Here is a 15182-nt window from a genome sequence, read left to right on the forward strand (position 1 = left end):
TGTCAGTGCTGCACAGCCTGTTCGGCGCCGACACCGGTGAGGGAGCGAACCTCCATCTCGGCGTTGCGGGCCGGGTTGCCCTTGTCCTGCGGGGTCGTCAGGGTGCCGACGATACCGAGGATGAAGGCGAGCGGGATCGACACGATGCCCGGGTTCTCCAGCGGGAACCAGTGGAAGTCGACGCCGGTGATCATCGACGTCTTCGCACCGGAGACGGCGGGGGAGAAGATGATCAGGAAGATGCACGAGCCGAGACCGCCGTAGATCGACCACAGCGCGCCGCGGGTGTTGAACCGCTTCCAGTACAGCGAGTACACGATGGTCGGCAGGTTGGCCGATGCCGCGACCGCGAACGCCAGGGCGACGAGGAAAGCGATGTTCTGGCCGTTGGCCAGGATGCCGAGCACGATGCCCAGGACGCCGAGCACGACGACGGTGTAGCGGGACACGCGCACCTGATCGTCCTCGCTGACCTTGTTGCGCTTGATCACGTTGGCGTAGATGTCGTGGGCGAACGACGCCGACGCGGTGATCGCCAGACCGGCGACGACGGCGAGGATTGTGGCGAACGCGACCGCCGAGATGATGCCGAGGAGCACCACGCCGCCGAGCTCGAACGCCAGCAGCGGGGCCGCCGAGTTCTCCTTGCCCGCCGACGACAGGATCTTCTCCGGTCCCACCAGGGCCGCCGCGCCGTAGCCCAGCACCAGGGTGAACAGGTAGAACGCGCCGATGAGGGCGATGGCCCAGACCACGGACTTGCGGGCTTCCTTGGCGGTGGGGACGGTATAGAAGCGCATCAGCACGTGCGGCAGACCGGCGGTGCCCAGCACCAGCGCGATCGCCAGCGACAGGAAGTTGATCTGCGAGGTCAGCGTGCCGCCGTACTTGGCGCCGGGGGCGAGCACGTCGCGAGAGGCGGTGGCCTCGTTGCCGGTGATGGCTGCCTGCGCGTCGGTGAGGATGTCGGAGAAGTTGGCCCCGAACTTCCACAGCACCATCAGGGTCATCAGGCCGGCGCCGGCGATGAGCAGCACCGCCTTGATGATCTGCACCCAGGTGGTGCCCTTCATGCCGCCGATGAGCACGTACACGATCATCAGCGCGCCGACCACGGCGATCACCACGGCCTGACCGGCCTCGGACTTGATGTCGAGCAGCAGCGCGACCAGACCACCGGCACCGGCCATCTGGGCGAGCATGTAGAACAGCGTGACCGTGAGGGTGGAGATGGCCGCGGCCAGGCGCACCGGGCGCTGCTTGAGCCGGAAGCTCAGCACATCGGCCATCGTGAATTTGCCTGTGTTGCGCAGCAACTCGGCCACCAGCAGCAGGGCCACGAGCCACGCCACGAGGAAGCCGATCGAGTAGAGGAAGCCGTCGTAGCCGTAGACGGCGATGGCGCCGGCGATGCCGAGGAAGCTGGCCGCCGACAGGTAGTCACCGGCGATGGCGATGCCGTTCTGCGGGCCGGAGAAGCCGCGGCCGCCGGTGAAGAAGTCGGCCGCGGAGTTGTTGTTCTTCGACGCCCGGATCACCACGAACATGGTGACGGCGACGAAACCGACGAAGATCGCGATGTTGACCGCGGGCTCACCCACGGCCTCGGCGAGGTACATCGTGTTCAGGTTCACGGTGTTCATGCTTTGGGTGCCTCTGCTTCCATCTGGTTGCGGATGGCTTCGGCACGCGGATCGAGTTCACGGTTGGCGAAACGCACGTAGGCCCAGGTGATCACGAAAGTGGTGACGAACTGGAGCAGGCCGAGGATGACGCCGAGGTTGATCTCGCCGATAACCTTGGTGGCCATGAAGTCGTGGGCGAACGCGCCGAGGAGCACGTAGACGGCGTACCAGATCAGGAAGAAGGCGCTGATCGGCAGGACGAACCGGAGAAGTCGCGAACGCAGTTCCTGAAATTGCGGACTCTGCTGCATTTCGATGAACTGGTCGCCGGTGGGCGTCGGCGGGTGGGCCGGCGCATGGGCGGTGGACAACGTCGTACCTCCTGGTTGTGGTGGATCGTTGCGGTGTTGATCGGTTGCGGTGATCGGTTGTGTGGGTTGACCGGGGATCCGGGTCGGGGACTGCTGTCCGGCGGTCGTCACAGAAGGAGGATATTGCGGCATGTGTCACAAAACGGCCGGTGTCGCAGATCACACGCCGAAAGCCGCGGCCTCTGCGCCGGGCGGTCACTCGGCGACGACGAGCGGCAACGATCCGGACCCGATTCAGGTCATTCTTCGGGAAGCCGTTCGACGCCCATGCCGAGCCGTTCGGGCACATGCATCCGGGCGAACGTCCGCGACAGCCCGCTCGGCAGCGCGGCATGGGTGGCCAGGCTGACCACGATCATCGTCACAAAACACAGGGGCACGGTGACCGCCGCCGGATAGCCGACGATGATGGCCGGCCACCCGCCGAGATAGTCGTCGGGCACCACACCGGCGATCGCCAGGCTCGTCGCGATCCCCGACGACAGCCCGCCCACCAGCAGCCCGGCGATCGCGCCGGCGGCGGTGAGGCCGCGCCACCAGATGCCGAGCACCAGCAGCGGGCACAGCGTCGACGCCGACACCGCGAACACCAGCCCGACGGTCCGCGACAGCTCCAGCGACGCCGCGGCCAGCGACAACACGATCGGCACGGCGCCGCCGATGACCGCGGCCAGCCGGAAGTCGCGGACCCGGCCGCGCAGCACATCCGTCGACAGTGCACCCGCCACACTCACCAGCAGTCCCGACGAGGTGGCCAGGAACGCCGCGACCGCACCGGCGGCCACGAGCGCCGCGAGCAACCGTCCGCCGAGGCCGCCGATCGCGGCGGCCGGCATCAGCAGCACGGCCGCGTCGGCGTTGCCGGTGATGAGCACCTGCGGCACGTACAGCCGCGCGAACACCCCCAGGATCAGCGGGAACAGGTAGAACAGCCACAGCAGCGCGATGACGGTGAGCGCGGTGCGCTGCGCCGATCGGCCGTCGGGGTTGGTGTAGAACCGCACCAGCACATGTGGCAGACCCATCGTGCCCAGGAATGTCGCCACGATCAGCGACAGCACCTGGTACAGCGGGTGCCCGCCGCCCAGGCCCCTGCCCGACGACAGCCAGTCGGCGCCGGTGACGGGCGCGCCGGTGACAACCGGGGTGGCAGCGCCCTTGTCGAGCGTCAGCGTGGTTCCCTCACCGAGGGTGTGCGCGCCGGGGGTGAGTGCCGACGCGTGTACGGCGACGCCGTCAACCTGGCCGTCGGCGGTGATCCCGGTGGGGTCGGTGATGGTGACCTTCACGTCGAGGGTGATGTCGACGGTCGTCGCGGCCCGCATCCGCGGTGGGGCGTGTTCGCCGGGGTCGGAGCGGTCACCGGCGAACGCGGCCAGCAGCACCAGCGCCGGGATGGCGATCGCGGTGAGCTTGAGCCAGTACTGGATCGCCTGCACGAACGTGATCGACCGCATCCCGCCCGACACCACGTTGATGATCACGATCAGCCCCACACCCACCGCGCCCACCCAGGCGGGGATGCCGAGCAGGATCTGCAGGGCCAGTCCGGCGCCCTGGAACTGCGGGATCAGGTACAGCACGCAGATCGCCACCACGACGAGCATCGCGGCTCGCCGCGCCCGTGCCGACGACAGCCGGAACTCGGCGAAGTCGGGCACCGTGTACGCCCCCGACCGGCGCAGCGGCGCGGCCACGAACATCAGCAGCCCCAGATAGCCCGCGGTGAAGCCGACCGGATACCACAGCGCATCGGCGCCGAACTTGGCGACGTACCCGGCGACACCCAGAAACGATGCGGCCGAAAGGTATTCGCCGGTGATCGCGGTGGCGTTGGAGCGGGAGCCGACCGACCGGGAGGCCACCAGGAAGTCGGAGGTGGTGCGGGAGCGGCGGCCGCCGTAGATGCCGACGGCGATGGTCACCACCGCCGCGAGTAGCACGGCGACCGCGTTGAGGATGTCCGACCCCGAACCGTTCACGAACCCGGCCTAGGACACCGGGTCGCCGTCAGCGGCGGCGCCGGAGTCGTCGTCGACGACACTCATGAACTCACGTTCGGACTGCTCGGCGAGCCGCACGTAGATCCAGCCGGTGAGGTACAGGATCGGGTACAGGGCGATGCCCAGGACGATCCAGTTGAGCCGCACCCCCCACACCGTGGCCTCGGCGATCGTCGGAAACATGCTGCCCAGCAATGGGATCGAGAGAATGAGGGCGGCGAGGGCGCCGCCGAGCCGCAGCGCGAGGCCGAGCTGGGCCCGCATCAGGCCGCGGACCAGGGTGTCGCCCACCTCGGTCTGTTCCTGCACCTCGACGCGGGTGCGCACCATCCGCGCGCCGCGGCGCTGGGAGAGCACCACCCGCTCGCGGCGTGGCCGGTGGCCCTCGGTGGTCAACTTCCACCTGCCGGCTGGTCCCCGCTTTGTTGTGCGGCACGGTAATTGCGCATCGGGTCGCGGACCAGCCGGTCCTTGAGGTCGCGCAGCTGACGGCGGCTGACGGGCAGGTCGGTGGCCGGGGACTGCCCGTTCGCCTTCATGCACACCACCGTCGACGTCCCGCGCGACCGCAGCCCGGTGACCATCGGCAACGACACCAGGTACGAACGGTGCACCCGCACGAAACCGGCGTCGGACCAGCGGGACTCCAAGGTGGACAACGGGATCCGCACCAGATGAGCACCCGTCGCCGAGTGCAGCCGGGCGTAGTCGCCGACGGCCTCCACCCAGCCGATGGAGTCGCGGCGCACCAGCGAGGTGACCCCGCCCAATTCCACCGGGATCACCTCGTCGGGATCGGGGCCGGCCGGCGTCGCCGCCGGTGCGGGGGGCGCGGGTCCGGTGCGCGCGCTCTTGGCCTCGGCCGCTGCCGCGACCCGGTCGATGGCCTCGGCGAGCCGGGCGTCGCGGATCGGTTTGAGCAGGTAGTCGAGGGCGCCGACGGCGAAGGCGTCGACGGCCTTGTCGTCGTGGGCGGTCACGAACACCACGGGCGGCGGGTCGGCGTAGTTGCGCAGCACCTCGGCCAGTTCGAGCCCGGACAGGCCCGGCATGTTGATGTCGAGGAAGATGGCGTCGAAGCGGTGGCGGCCGAGTTCGCGCAGCGCGGCGGTGGCGTCGGAGGCGGTGACCACCGCGCTGACGGCGGGGGACTCCGACAGCAGGTACTCGAGCTCGTCGAGCGCCGGACGTTCGTCGTCGACGGCGAGGATCGTCAGCGACAACTGTGTCCCTCCTCCGGGTGCTAGCAGGTCAGGCGCGGATTCCCGCCCGGAACTTGGGCACCCGCATGCCGACTTTGGTTCCCGCCCCGATGCCGGTGTCGACCACTAGACCGTAGTCGTTCCCGAACGCGGCGCGCAGCCGATGGTCCACATTCGTCAGCCCCACATGCGCCCCCTGCGACTCCCGGCCCCCACCTCTCGCGCCCTCGCCCCTTTCGCCGGTTGAGGTGCGAGGAGCCCCTGGGCGACGAGCCGTGGAGCCTCCGCCGTGAGTGCCCTGGGACTCCGGTACCTCTTCGCCGGTTGAGGTGTGAGGAGCCTCTGGGCGACGAGCCGTGGAGCCTCCGCCGTGAGTGCCCTGGGACTCCGGTACCTCTTCGCCGGTTGAGGTGTGAGGAGCCCCTGGGCGACGAGCCTCGAAACCCGGTGAGACGACATTGTCCGCTCGCAGGTCCGCGCGGCCGTCCAGTGCGTCGATGTCCCCGCTGCGCAACAGCTCCGGGTCCATGCCCACCCCGTCGTCCTCGACGGTGATGACGCAGTCGGTGCCCTCATCACGGGCGATGACGGTGATGGTGCCGCCGCCGTTGGCCGCCACCCCGTGCCGGACGGCGTTCTCCACCAGCGGCTGCAGTGCCAGGAACGGCAGCACCACGTTGAGCACCTCGGGGGCGGCCTGCACTTTGACGGTCAGTTTCGGCCCGAACCGGGCGCGCTCCAGAGTGAGATAGCGGTCGACGTTGCGAAGTTCGTCGGCCAGCACCGTGTACTCGCCGGCCGCCCGGAACGAGTAGCGGGTGAAGTCCGCGAAGTCGAGAATCAGTTCCCGCGCCCGGGCCGGGTCGGTGCGCACGAACGAGGCGATGGTGTTGAGCGCGTTGTAGATGAAGTGCGGGCTGATCTGTGCCCGCAGCGCCAGCACCTCGGCGCGGTCGAGGCGGGCGCGGGAGGCGTCGAGGTCGGCGAGTTCGAGCTGGCTGGAAACGTACCGGGCCACCTCGGCGATGGCCCCGAGCGTGCCCGGACCCGGCCTGCGGGTGGTGGCGACCATCAGCACCCCGCCGATCGTCGCGTCGTCGTCGGTGCCGAGGAGCAGCGGCTGGGCCACCAGCGCCCGCACCGGCGTTTCGAGTCCGCACGGGTCGCCCTCCAGCACCCGCCGCTGGTCGGTGAGTGATGCCGCGGCCGCCTCGTCGGCGTGCCGGAGCAGATCGGCGTCCCAGATCTCCTCGCCCACCGGATCGTGGGCGAGTCGGCGGCCGGTGTCGTCGTAGAGGGCGACGGCGTCGGCGGCGGTGAGCACCCGCAGATGCCCGAGTGCGTCCCGCGCCGACTCCTCGGTCAGCCCGACCCGCAGCGATACCGCCGCCAGCGACGCCGTGTGCAGTGTCGAATGCACGGCACGTTCGGTCGGGGTGGTGACCCGGTGCCGTGTCCGGATCAGCATGAGGACGGCGACACCCACCACCAGGGCGGCGACGGTCAGGGCGATGGCCAGTGCGCTGGACACCCGCTCACGCTACCGCGCCACCCGGCCGACCATCGTGATCCCTGACCCCGAAGCGAGGTACGAGCGAGGGTCAGCCCGACCACCTGACAGCACCACGACCCGAACCACTACGCACCCCACCACCGAGACCTCCGCAAAGGCAGGTAGTCGACTACGCGTGCCGTCTCCGTACCCCGGTGGCACGGTGACCTTAGGCATACGGACACACGACACCCGGGAGGCCGGTGCGATGAAGACCTACACGGTGCAGCAGGGCGACACCCTGTTCGCGATCGCCCGAGACGAATACGGCGACGGCAGTCTCGGCCCGGTCCTGGCCGCAGCGAACCATCTGACCCACCCCGACTTCCTGCAGCCCGGCCAGCACCTGCTGGTGCCGTATGTGACGCGCCGGCACCGGATGACCACCCCCGACGGTGACGTGGCCCGCAAGCAGATCACCCAAACCTATTACGGCACCACCGATCTGCACACCCAACTGCTGTGGGAGACCGTCAACGGTGTCGACCAGCGCCCCATCGACCTCGGTGCCTGGCTGGTGCTTCCGGAACTCGAACGGGCCGAACACTATCCGGTCGTGGTCCCCGAATATCTCAGCGCGCTCGCCGAACGCTGGTACGGCGACTCCGATCTCACGACGATGCTCACCCTCGCCAACACGATCGCGGGCAACCGGATCGACGACGACCTGGTGGAACCCGGCAACATCGTGATCCGGCCGGGTTTCAACAAGACCCACGCGGTACGCGGTGAGACCCTGCGCACCCTGTGCACCGAGCACTACGGCACCGGCATGGTCGACACGTGGATCGCGATCGTCGCCGCCGCCAACGGCCTCACCGACCCCGACCATCTGGTCTCCGGCCGGCGGATCACCCTGCCGTCCTGAACCCCACGAATACGCCCCGGCAGCACAATAATTGTCATGCCGGGGCGTATTCGTGGGGTTTGGGACAGGATCACCGCGCGATGTGCCGGGCCGTGTGGGCACCGGCGAACTTCTCCGGGTTACGGATGGCGTACACGTTCTGCAGCAGGCCGTCGACCACGTCGAGGACGAAGATGCCCTGCGGCTTGCCGTCGAAGTGGACGGCGAAGCCCGGCATGCTGCTGTAGATGCCCACGTCCAGCCGCAGGTCGTCGCCCGAGATCCGGAGCAGCCCGAGGAGCATTGTGGCGACGGCCTTCGCGCCGTGGACCGGTCGCCGGGCGGCGGTCATCTTGCCGTCGCTGTCGGCCAGGTACACCACATCCGGGGCGAGGACGGCCATCAGTTGTTCGACGTCCCCGGACAGGGCGGCGGCGAAGAACCGGTTGACCACCTCGGTGGCCTGCGCGGTGTCGACGGGAGCGAACTTCTGCCGGCGGGCGTGCACGTGACCCCTTGCGCGGTGCGCGATCTGGCGGACCGTTGCGGCGGGTTTGCCGACGATCCCGGCGATCTCGCCGTAACCGAACGCGAACACCTCCCGCAGCACGAACACCGCACGCTCGTCGGGGGTGAGGCTTTCCAAGACGATCAGCATTGCGGTGGAGACGGATTCGGCAAGCACCACATCGTCGACGGGGTCGGTGGCGTCGATCAGGATCGGTTCGGGCAGCCACGGCCCCACGTATTCTTCGCGGCGGCGGCTCAGGGCACGCAGCGCGTTGAGCGATTGCCGGGTGACGATCTGCGCCAGATACGCGCGCACATTGTCCACCGTCGCCGGATCCACCTGCGCCCAGCGCAGATAGCTTTCCTGCAGCACGTCGTCGGCTTCGGTGGCCGAACCGAGGATCTCGTAGGCGACGGTGAACAGCAGCGGCCGCAACTCGGTGAACTGCTCGGCGTGGGTCGAGGTCATCGCGGCGCCGCCTGGGCCAGTTCGTCTGTGGTGCGGGCCTTGCGGGAGAGGCCGCGCACCGAACCCGGCCGCCGCGCCTCCCAGCTGAAACCGCGAAGAACGAACCGGCACACCTGTTCCTTGATGACCGCGCCGAACCGTCCGACGATCACCGTCGAGCGGGGGGTATCGTCGGCGTGGCACGTCTGGATGACCGCGTTCCGCCTGCCCAGCGAGGCGTTCTGTGCGGCAAAAGCGATCCTGATTGGTTGTGGCCGATCACCTTTCATTGCGGCGATGACGGTGTCGGCGGCGTGCAGGCCGAGTGGGACCGCGGCGGCACAACACATCCGCAACGGTGTATTCGACGGTGCCACAGCATCTCCGGCACCCACGATCCGCGGATCGTCGACGCTGGTGAGGGTTTCGTCGGTGACGAGCCGACCGTCGGGATCGGTGGTCAGTCCGCTGTCGGCGGCCAGCCGCGGGATGCCGAAGCCGACCGCGACAATGGTGGTGGCGCTGGGCCATTCCTCGGTCGTGTCAGTTGCGGTGACGGTGATCGAACGCGCCCCGATCGCGGTGACCCGCCTATCGTCGAACACCCGCACCCCGAGCCGGTCGAGTGTGCGGGCGGTGGCGCGGCGACCCCGATCGCCGAACGACGGTACGAGTGGTCCGTCGCACACCAGCCGGACCGGATGTCCGAGTTCGGCGAGTTCGGCGGCCGTCTCCACCCCGGTCAGTCCGCCGCCGACGACGGTCACCGGACCCTTCTCGATCGTGAGATGTTCGCGCAGGCGCTGCGCCGATTCCCAGTCTCCGACACCGAATCCGTGCTCGGCCAGCCCGGGGATCAGATGGTGCGGCGTGCCGGTGCTCCCGGCGGCGTACACCAGATAGTCGTAGGGGAGTTCGTTGCCGGATCGCAGGACGACCAGTCGACGGTCGGCGTCGATCCGCACGGCGTTGTCGATGACCAACCGCACCCCGTCGGCGAGCAGGGTGCCCAGGTCGTGGGCTGCCTCACCGGTGCCCGCGGCCCACTGGTGCAGGCGGATGCGGTCGACGAACTGCGGCCGGGCGTTGACGACCGTCACCTGCGAACCGGTGCCGCTGAGCCGGTTGGCGGCCATCGTGCCCGCATAACCACCGCCGATGACGACGATGCGGGTGTTCTGTCCGAGGGCTTCGCGGGTTTTCATGGTGGGCTCCTGCGTGGTCGAGGGTGTGGGACACCCCTGAGACACCGTACGATGCCACCGCGTGACACTGAGTGATGTAGATCACATCATGAAGGGTCCGGCGATTCGGGTAGTCGACTACTCGCGACCGTGCCCCGGGGCGATGACAGTGTCGAGGGGACAGCTCCCGAGTGAAAGGCCCGCACCATGAAGAAGTACGCCGTCCGTGCCGGCGACACCTTGTCTGCACTCGCCGATGCCGAATACGGGGACGGCGAGCTGTACACGGTGATCGCCGCCGCCAACGACCTCGCCGACCCCGACCTCATCACGGTCGGCCAGGAACTGCTCATCCCGTACGTGACCAGACGGCACCGGTTCGCCGGACCCGACTCGAGTGCGGCCCGCGCCGAGATCACGCACAGGTACTACTCCGAACCGGCCGACACCATCATCTGGGAGGTTGCCAACCACGTCGCGCAACGCGCCATCGACCCCGGCGCCTGGCTGCTGATCCCCGACATCGCGGACGTGCCGGGGCACACCGTCGTCGAGAACGAATCCCTGCAGATCCTCGCCGAACGATGGTACGGCGACCGGAGTCTGGCCGTGATCATCGAACGCGCCAATCGCCTCCCGTCGTCCGACGTGACTCCGGGGCAGGTCATCATCGCGCCGAGATTCAACCGGCGCGTGCAGGTCGGCGGCCAGACGGTGCGCGGCGTGTGCACGAGCCAGTACGGCGACGCCTGGCTGCATCGCTGGGTGCCGATCGTGATCGCCGCCAATCGGATCACCGACCCGGACGCGATCGTATCCGGGCAGACCCTGCTCATGCCGAGCTGAGGTCCGGGTAATGTTCGTGTGGCAAAAGAGAGTTACCGCCCGGTAATCGTGGTTTAACAGACGGCTCTTAGCGTCACGTGGCATGACCGCACCCCTGGGCACAGGGATTGACATCTCTGCTCTGACAAAGACGTTCACCACCCGCGGACTGCGTGGGAGTTCGACGGTGACGGCTCTGTCGGAGGTGTCGCTACAGACCCCGCAGGGATCGTTCCTGTCGCTCCTCGGGCCGTCCGGATGCGGCAAGTCGACGGTGCTACGCATCCTCGCCGGCCTGGAGAAACCCACCTCGGGCACCGCCCTGATGAACGGGCAGTCCCCGCAGGAACTGCAGCGCAACCACCAGCTCGGCATCGCCTTCCAGGATTCGGCGCTACTGCCGTGGCGGTCCGTCGAATCCAACATCCGGCTCCCGCTACAGGTCGGCGGGGTCAAGGACGCCGGTGGCTCCCAAGACAGCGACGGCCTCGTCGCCGAACTCATCGAACTCGTCGGCCTCACTGGATTCGAGAAGGCCAAACCGGCGATGCTCTCGGGCGGTATGCGCCAGCGGGTGTCCATCGCCCGGGCCCTCGTCGTGCGGCCCACCGCGCTGCTGCTCGACGAACCGTTCGGCGCGCTCGACGACATGACCCGCCAGCGCCTCAACGTCGAGTTGTTGCGCATCTGGACCGAGAAACCGGCGACGACGCTGATGGTGACGCACGGCATCGCCGAGGCGGTGTTCCTGTCCGACACGGTCGCCGTGATGAGCCCACGGCCCGGCCGGGTCGTCGAGGTCGTCGACATCGATCTGCCGCGCCCGCGGGTGCCGGAGATGATGCGCACCCCCGAGTTCCACGCGATCCACGATCACCTGTCGGGGGTGCTGTTCGGCGTCAAGGCATCCGGGGACAAGGCGGCGCATGTCTGAGGTCGCCACCGCGCCGGCGCCGACCGCGGTGCCGGCGCTCAAACGGATCGCCGACGGACGGTACACGGCGGGTGCGGTGGGCATCGCCGGGCTGCTGGTGCTGTGGTCGATGGCCGGTGCGTTCGAATGGTTCCGCGGCACCATCCCCACCCCGTGGGCCGTGCTGTCGGCGATCAGCGACACCGGATTCTCCTTCTACGCCAAACATTTCGCGGAGACGACGGAACTGGCGCTGCGCGGCTTCGTGTGGGGCAACCTGCTGGCGATCGCGCTGGCCGTCGCGGTGATCTTGTTCCCGCCCATCGAAGGTCTGGCCACCCAGCTGGCGATCGTCTCCTACTGCACCCCGATCATCGCGGTGGCGCCGATCATCCAGGTGGCCTTCGCCGAGGTGCAGACGATGATCGTGTTCCTCGCCGCCATCTCGGTGTTCTTCACGACGATGATCGGCACCCTGTCGGGCCTGCGCACCCCGCACCGCCGGAGCCTCGACCTGGTGAAGGTGTACGGCGGCGGCCGCTGGCAACAACTCTGGCGGGTGCGGCTGGTATCGGCGCTGCCGAACACGCTGGGCGCCGTCAAGATCGCCGCCCCCGCCGCGGTGCTGGGTGCGGTGCTCGGCGAGTTCCTGGCGATGCCGGAGACCGGTGCCGGACCGGCGATGATCGTCGCCCAGCAACGCGGCGACATCCCGCAGGTGTGGGCGATAGCGCTGATCAGCGGTGCCATCGCCGGTATCGGGTACGGGATCGTCGCCGTCATCGCACGATTCGCCACGCGGTGGTCCTCGGGCCAGGCGGTGTTCGGATGAGTGACACGGCTAGCGTTACGCAGGGGTCGTCGGGCCAGGCGGTGTTCGGATGAGTGACACAGCAAGCGCTACCACAGAAACCTCGGTGGTGACCATCGAGGAGGCGTCCTCGGCCGGTGACAAGGCCACCCCCGGCATTGTCGCCGCGCTGTGGCCGATTGCCCGGTTCCTCGGCTCGCTGGTCCTGTCGTTCGTGCTGATCCTGGCGATCTGGTGGCTGTTCCTGCTCGCCTTCCCCGACGTCGGCCCGATCATCGGCCGCACCCCCGCCGACGTGTTCGCCTTCCTGTTCACCGACGACGGCGCCGCACGGGCGCGCGGCACGATCTTCGACGATCTCTGGATCACCCTCGCCGACGCCGGTATCGGCTTCGTCACCGGCATGATCGCCGCGATTGTCGCCGCCGCACTGTTCGTTGTGTCCCGTTCGGCGGCACAGACTTTCATGCCCATCGCGATGCTGTTGCGGTCGGTGCCGCTGGTGGCGATGACCCCGATCATCACGCTGGTGGTGGGTCGCGGGGTGGCGGTGGTGGCCGTGATGGGCGGCATCGTCGTGTTCTTCCCGGCACTGGTGATGATCATGACCGGCCTGGCGGGTGCGCCCAAGCAGATCGGTGATGTGATCACCGTGTACGGGGGTGGCCGCTGGACCACCTTGCGGCGCTCGGCGATTCCGTCGGCGGTGCCCGCGTTGTTCAGCGCGGCAAAGGTTTCGGTGCCCGGCGCACTGATCGGTGCGACAGTCGCCGAATGGCTCGGCACCAACAAGGGGCTCGGTGCGACGCTGCAACAGGCTCTACCCGCCGCCGCCTACAACGAACTGTGGGCGTCGGTGCTGGTGATCACGGTGTCCTCGATCGTGCTGTACGCGATCGTCGGCATCATCGAAACAGTCGTCCTGGCCCGGATGGGTATGGAACTGACGTGAAAGGCAATACGCACATGACCACCTCCTCCTCGGCCTCCGGAATGGACCGGCGTTCGTTCCTGCGTTACTCGATGCTCGCCGGCGGTGCGCTCGGCGCGCTCGGTGTGTCGGGTGCGCTGACCGCCTGCGGCAGCGACGACGACTCCGGCGGCGGTTCGTCGTCGAGTAATCCCAAGGTGCAGCTGTCGTGGCAAAAGAACATCGAATTCGCCGGTGAATACTGGGCTTTGGAGAAGGGCTACTTCCAAGCGGCGGGGATGACGCCGGAGCTGATCACCGGCGGCGGTGCCGGTACCGGTGTCGAGACGGGGCTGACCTCCAACAAGGTGTGGATCGGTATGACCGCGCCGCAGCTCACCGCACCGGTCATCCTGCAGGGGGCCAAACTCAAGACCGTCGCCGCCACCTTCCAGAAGAATCCGTTCTGCATCGTCTCCTCCGCCGGTAAACCCATCAACTCGCCGCAGGAGATGAAGGGCCGCAAGATCGGTGTGCAGGCTTCCAATGAGAACGTCTTCAAGGCGCTGCTGAACGCAAATGGCATGAAGGACAGCGACGTTCAGAAGATCACCGTCCAGTACGATCCGACCCCGCTCACCAAGGGCGAGGTGGACGGTTGGGTCAGCTACGTCACCAACGAGCCGATCACGCTGGCAGCTGCCGGTTTCAAGAACACCCACTTCCTGTTCGCCGACTTTCACCTGCCGCTGGTCGCCGAAACCCTTGTGGTGCGGCAGGAAACCATCGACAACGAGCGCGACAAACTCAAGGCATTCATCAAGGCCGACATCCAGGGCTGGTACGACGCCGTTGCCGACCCCGCCGGATCGGCGAAACTCGCCGTCACCAAGTACGGCAAAGACCTCGGTCTCGATGAGGCCGAGCAGACCCTGGAAGCCAAGGCGCAGAACGGACTCGTCGTGTCCGCGGACACCAAGGCCAACGGCCTGCTCACCATGACCGACGAACTGATCGCCGAGAACATCGAGGCCCTGGCCAAGGCCGGCTACAAGATCACCGCCGACCAGATCTTCGACATGTCCCTCATCAAAGAGGTCTACGAGGAGAACCCCGACCTCAAGAAGTGACATCTATCCGGAATCCTGGTGCCAGTGGGCGGCACCAGGATTCCGGATAGATTCACCGAACCTGCGCCGACAGGAAGCCGGGGACGGTGATGCCGCTCGGGGTGACCGTCACGACGACGCTGCCGGGGCCGGTACGCAGATCCACCGTCGGCGGATTGCCGTGCAGCCCGTGCGACAGTTTCGCCGACCCGCGCACCCCGGTCGACAGGTTGATCCAGTGCACCGGGGTGCTCGGGGTGCACCCCCAGCGTCCGTCGTCGCCACCGGTGATGGTTATGACGCCGGGCTTCGCACCCACCACCCCCACGCACCGGATCGCCGGAACGTCGAAACTGCCGTTCGGATTGCCGAACGGCGCGGGCGGAACCTGGAACCGAACCGTCGTCGACGCCGTGGCCGGGCCTGCCGCGGTCACGACCGCGCCCGCCGCGGCCAGGACGGCCGCTCCGGACATCACAACATGCCTGATTTTCCTCATGCCATCTCCTCCTGTCGATGCGGCGCCGACGACGTGCACGATGGCGCGGACACCTAGCTCACTGATTCGGATGGATCTCCCCACTGTAGGCCTGCGGAGAGATGAGGTCAGCCCGGTAGAACGACCGTGATCTCGAGCCGCCAGACTGCCGACATCACTTCCATGTCGAGGATCGACGGTGTCCACAACACGTGATCTTTCATCGTTCGTCGTGCGGCGAGCTGAGCTTCGACGGGAAGGAACGCGTCGACCAACGTGCTCGCGTCGATAACTCGTCTCACCGGGGCGGATCGTACTCGTCGCGGACGGCTCCTGACAGGATCTCGTACCGCGATATCGATTCACTGTTGCGGACGACTGAACCGCCCCGGGG

General features: G+C 67.8%; 16 protein-coding genes. 6 read left to right on the forward strand and 10 right to left on the reverse strand.

What is annotated here, in order from left to right:
- Positions 1 to 2: 2 nt before the first annotated feature.
- The 6 genes from GOAMR_RS22305 to GOAMR_RS22330 form a co-directional block, all read right to left on the reverse strand.
- The gene (locus GOAMR_RS22305; RefSeq protein ID WP_005193382.1) at positions 3 to 1643 is read right to left on the reverse strand and encodes a monocarboxylic acid transporter; all 1641 of its coding nucleotides are present in this window, start codon (positions 1641 to 1643) and stop codon (positions 3 to 5) included.
- On the reverse strand, positions 1640 to 1936 hold the full coding sequence (locus GOAMR_RS22310; RefSeq protein ID WP_083837093.1) for a DUF485 domain-containing protein: 297 nt from the start codon (positions 1934 to 1936) through the stop codon (positions 1640 to 1642). Before GOAMR_RS22310 ends, GOAMR_RS22305 begins: the two co-directional genes overlap by 4 nt.
- 299 nt (positions 1937 to 2235) lie before the next feature.
- The gene (locus GOAMR_RS22315) at positions 2236 to 3978 is read right to left on the reverse strand and encodes a sodium/solute symporter (RefSeq protein WP_005193384.1); all 1743 of its coding nucleotides are present in this window, start codon (positions 3976 to 3978) and stop codon (positions 2236 to 2238) included.
- A gap of 9 nt (positions 3979 to 3987) precedes the next feature.
- Positions 3988 to 4395: a DUF485 domain-containing protein gene (locus tag GOAMR_RS22320; RefSeq protein WP_005193385.1), complete on the reverse strand. Its 408-nt coding sequence runs from the start codon at positions 4393 to 4395 to the stop codon at positions 3988 to 3990.
- The gene (locus GOAMR_RS22325; protein WP_005193386.1) at positions 4392 to 5222 is read right to left on the reverse strand and encodes a LytR/AlgR family response regulator transcription factor; all 831 of its coding nucleotides are present in this window, start codon (positions 5220 to 5222) and stop codon (positions 4392 to 4394) included. The genes GOAMR_RS22320 and GOAMR_RS22325 overlap by 4 nt, the downstream gene beginning before the upstream one ends.
- 28 nt (positions 5223 to 5250) lie before the next feature.
- Entirely contained in the window at positions 5251 to 6732 is a 1482-nt protein-coding gene (locus GOAMR_RS22330) for a histidine kinase (RefSeq protein WP_005193387.1), read from the reverse strand.
- A gap of 229 nt (positions 6733 to 6961) precedes the next feature.
- Here GOAMR_RS22330 and GOAMR_RS22335 point away from each other — a divergent pair, with 229 nt between their 5' ends.
- Positions 6962 to 7621: a LysM peptidoglycan-binding domain-containing protein gene (locus GOAMR_RS22335; RefSeq protein ID WP_005193388.1), complete on the forward strand. Its 660-nt coding sequence runs from the start codon at positions 6962 to 6964 to the stop codon at positions 7619 to 7621.
- Positions 7622 to 7691: 70 nt separating this feature from the next.
- Here the strand turns inward: GOAMR_RS22335 and sigJ are convergent, their stop codons facing one another.
- Both sigJ and GOAMR_RS22345 read right to left on the reverse strand, forming a co-directional pair.
- On the reverse strand, positions 7692 to 8579 hold the full coding sequence (gene sigJ, locus GOAMR_RS22340; protein ID WP_005193389.1) for an RNA polymerase sigma factor SigJ: 888 nt from the start codon (positions 8577 to 8579) through the stop codon (positions 7692 to 7694).
- On the reverse strand, positions 8576 to 9763 hold the full coding sequence (locus GOAMR_RS22345) for an NAD(P)/FAD-dependent oxidoreductase (protein ID WP_005193390.1): 1188 nt from the start codon (positions 9761 to 9763) through the stop codon (positions 8576 to 8578). The genes sigJ and GOAMR_RS22345 overlap by 4 nt, the downstream gene beginning before the upstream one ends.
- Before the next feature lie 186 nt (positions 9764 to 9949).
- On the opposite strand from GOAMR_RS22345, the gene GOAMR_RS25780 reads away from it, so the two are divergent.
- The 5 genes from GOAMR_RS25780 to GOAMR_RS22370 all read left to right on the forward strand — a co-directional run bounded on the left by GOAMR_RS25780 (position 9950) and on the right by GOAMR_RS22370 (position 14331).
- Entirely contained in the window at positions 9950 to 10588 is a 639-nt protein-coding gene (locus tag GOAMR_RS25780; RefSeq protein WP_005193391.1) for a LysM peptidoglycan-binding domain-containing protein, read from the forward strand.
- Positions 10589 to 10670: 82 nt separating this feature from the next.
- Complete coding sequence (locus GOAMR_RS22355) at positions 10671 to 11501, forward strand: ABC transporter ATP-binding protein (RefSeq protein WP_005193392.1); 831 nt, start codon at positions 10671 to 10673, stop codon at positions 11499 to 11501.
- Entirely contained in the window at positions 11494 to 12312 is an 819-nt protein-coding gene (locus GOAMR_RS22360; RefSeq protein ID WP_005193393.1) for an ABC transporter permease, read from the forward strand. The genes GOAMR_RS22355 and GOAMR_RS22360 overlap by 8 nt, the downstream gene beginning before the upstream one ends.
- Positions 12313 to 12361: 49 nt before the next feature.
- Positions 12362 to 13243: an ABC transporter permease gene (locus tag GOAMR_RS22365; RefSeq protein ID WP_083837078.1), complete on the forward strand. Its 882-nt coding sequence runs from the start codon at positions 12362 to 12364 to the stop codon at positions 13241 to 13243.
- Positions 13244 to 13257: 14 nt separating this feature from the next.
- Positions 13258 to 14331 carry an ABC transporter substrate-binding protein gene (locus GOAMR_RS22370; RefSeq protein WP_040516113.1) on the forward strand — a complete coding sequence of 358 codons (1074 nt, stop codon included), beginning with the start codon at positions 13258 to 13260 and terminating at the stop codon, positions 14329 to 14331.
- Between the two features lie 52 nt (positions 14332 to 14383).
- Here the strand turns inward: GOAMR_RS22370 and GOAMR_RS22375 are convergent, their stop codons facing one another.
- Entirely contained in the window at positions 14384 to 14809 is a 426-nt protein-coding gene (locus GOAMR_RS22375) for a hypothetical protein (RefSeq protein ID WP_050942852.1), read from the reverse strand.
- Positions 14810 to 14916: 107 nt separating this feature from the next.
- Positions 14917 to 15090 (reverse strand): PIN domain-containing protein, encoded by a 174-nt coding sequence (locus GOAMR_RS24950; protein WP_138943856.1) that lies wholly within the window; start codon positions 15088 to 15090, stop codon positions 14917 to 14919.
- Positions 15091 to 15182 lie beyond the last annotated feature (92 nt).

The organism is Gordonia amarae NBRC 15530, assembly GCF_000241345.1.
In the GTDB taxonomy this organism is placed as follows: Bacteria; Actinomycetota; Actinomycetes; order Mycobacteriales; family Mycobacteriaceae; genus Gordonia; species Gordonia amarae.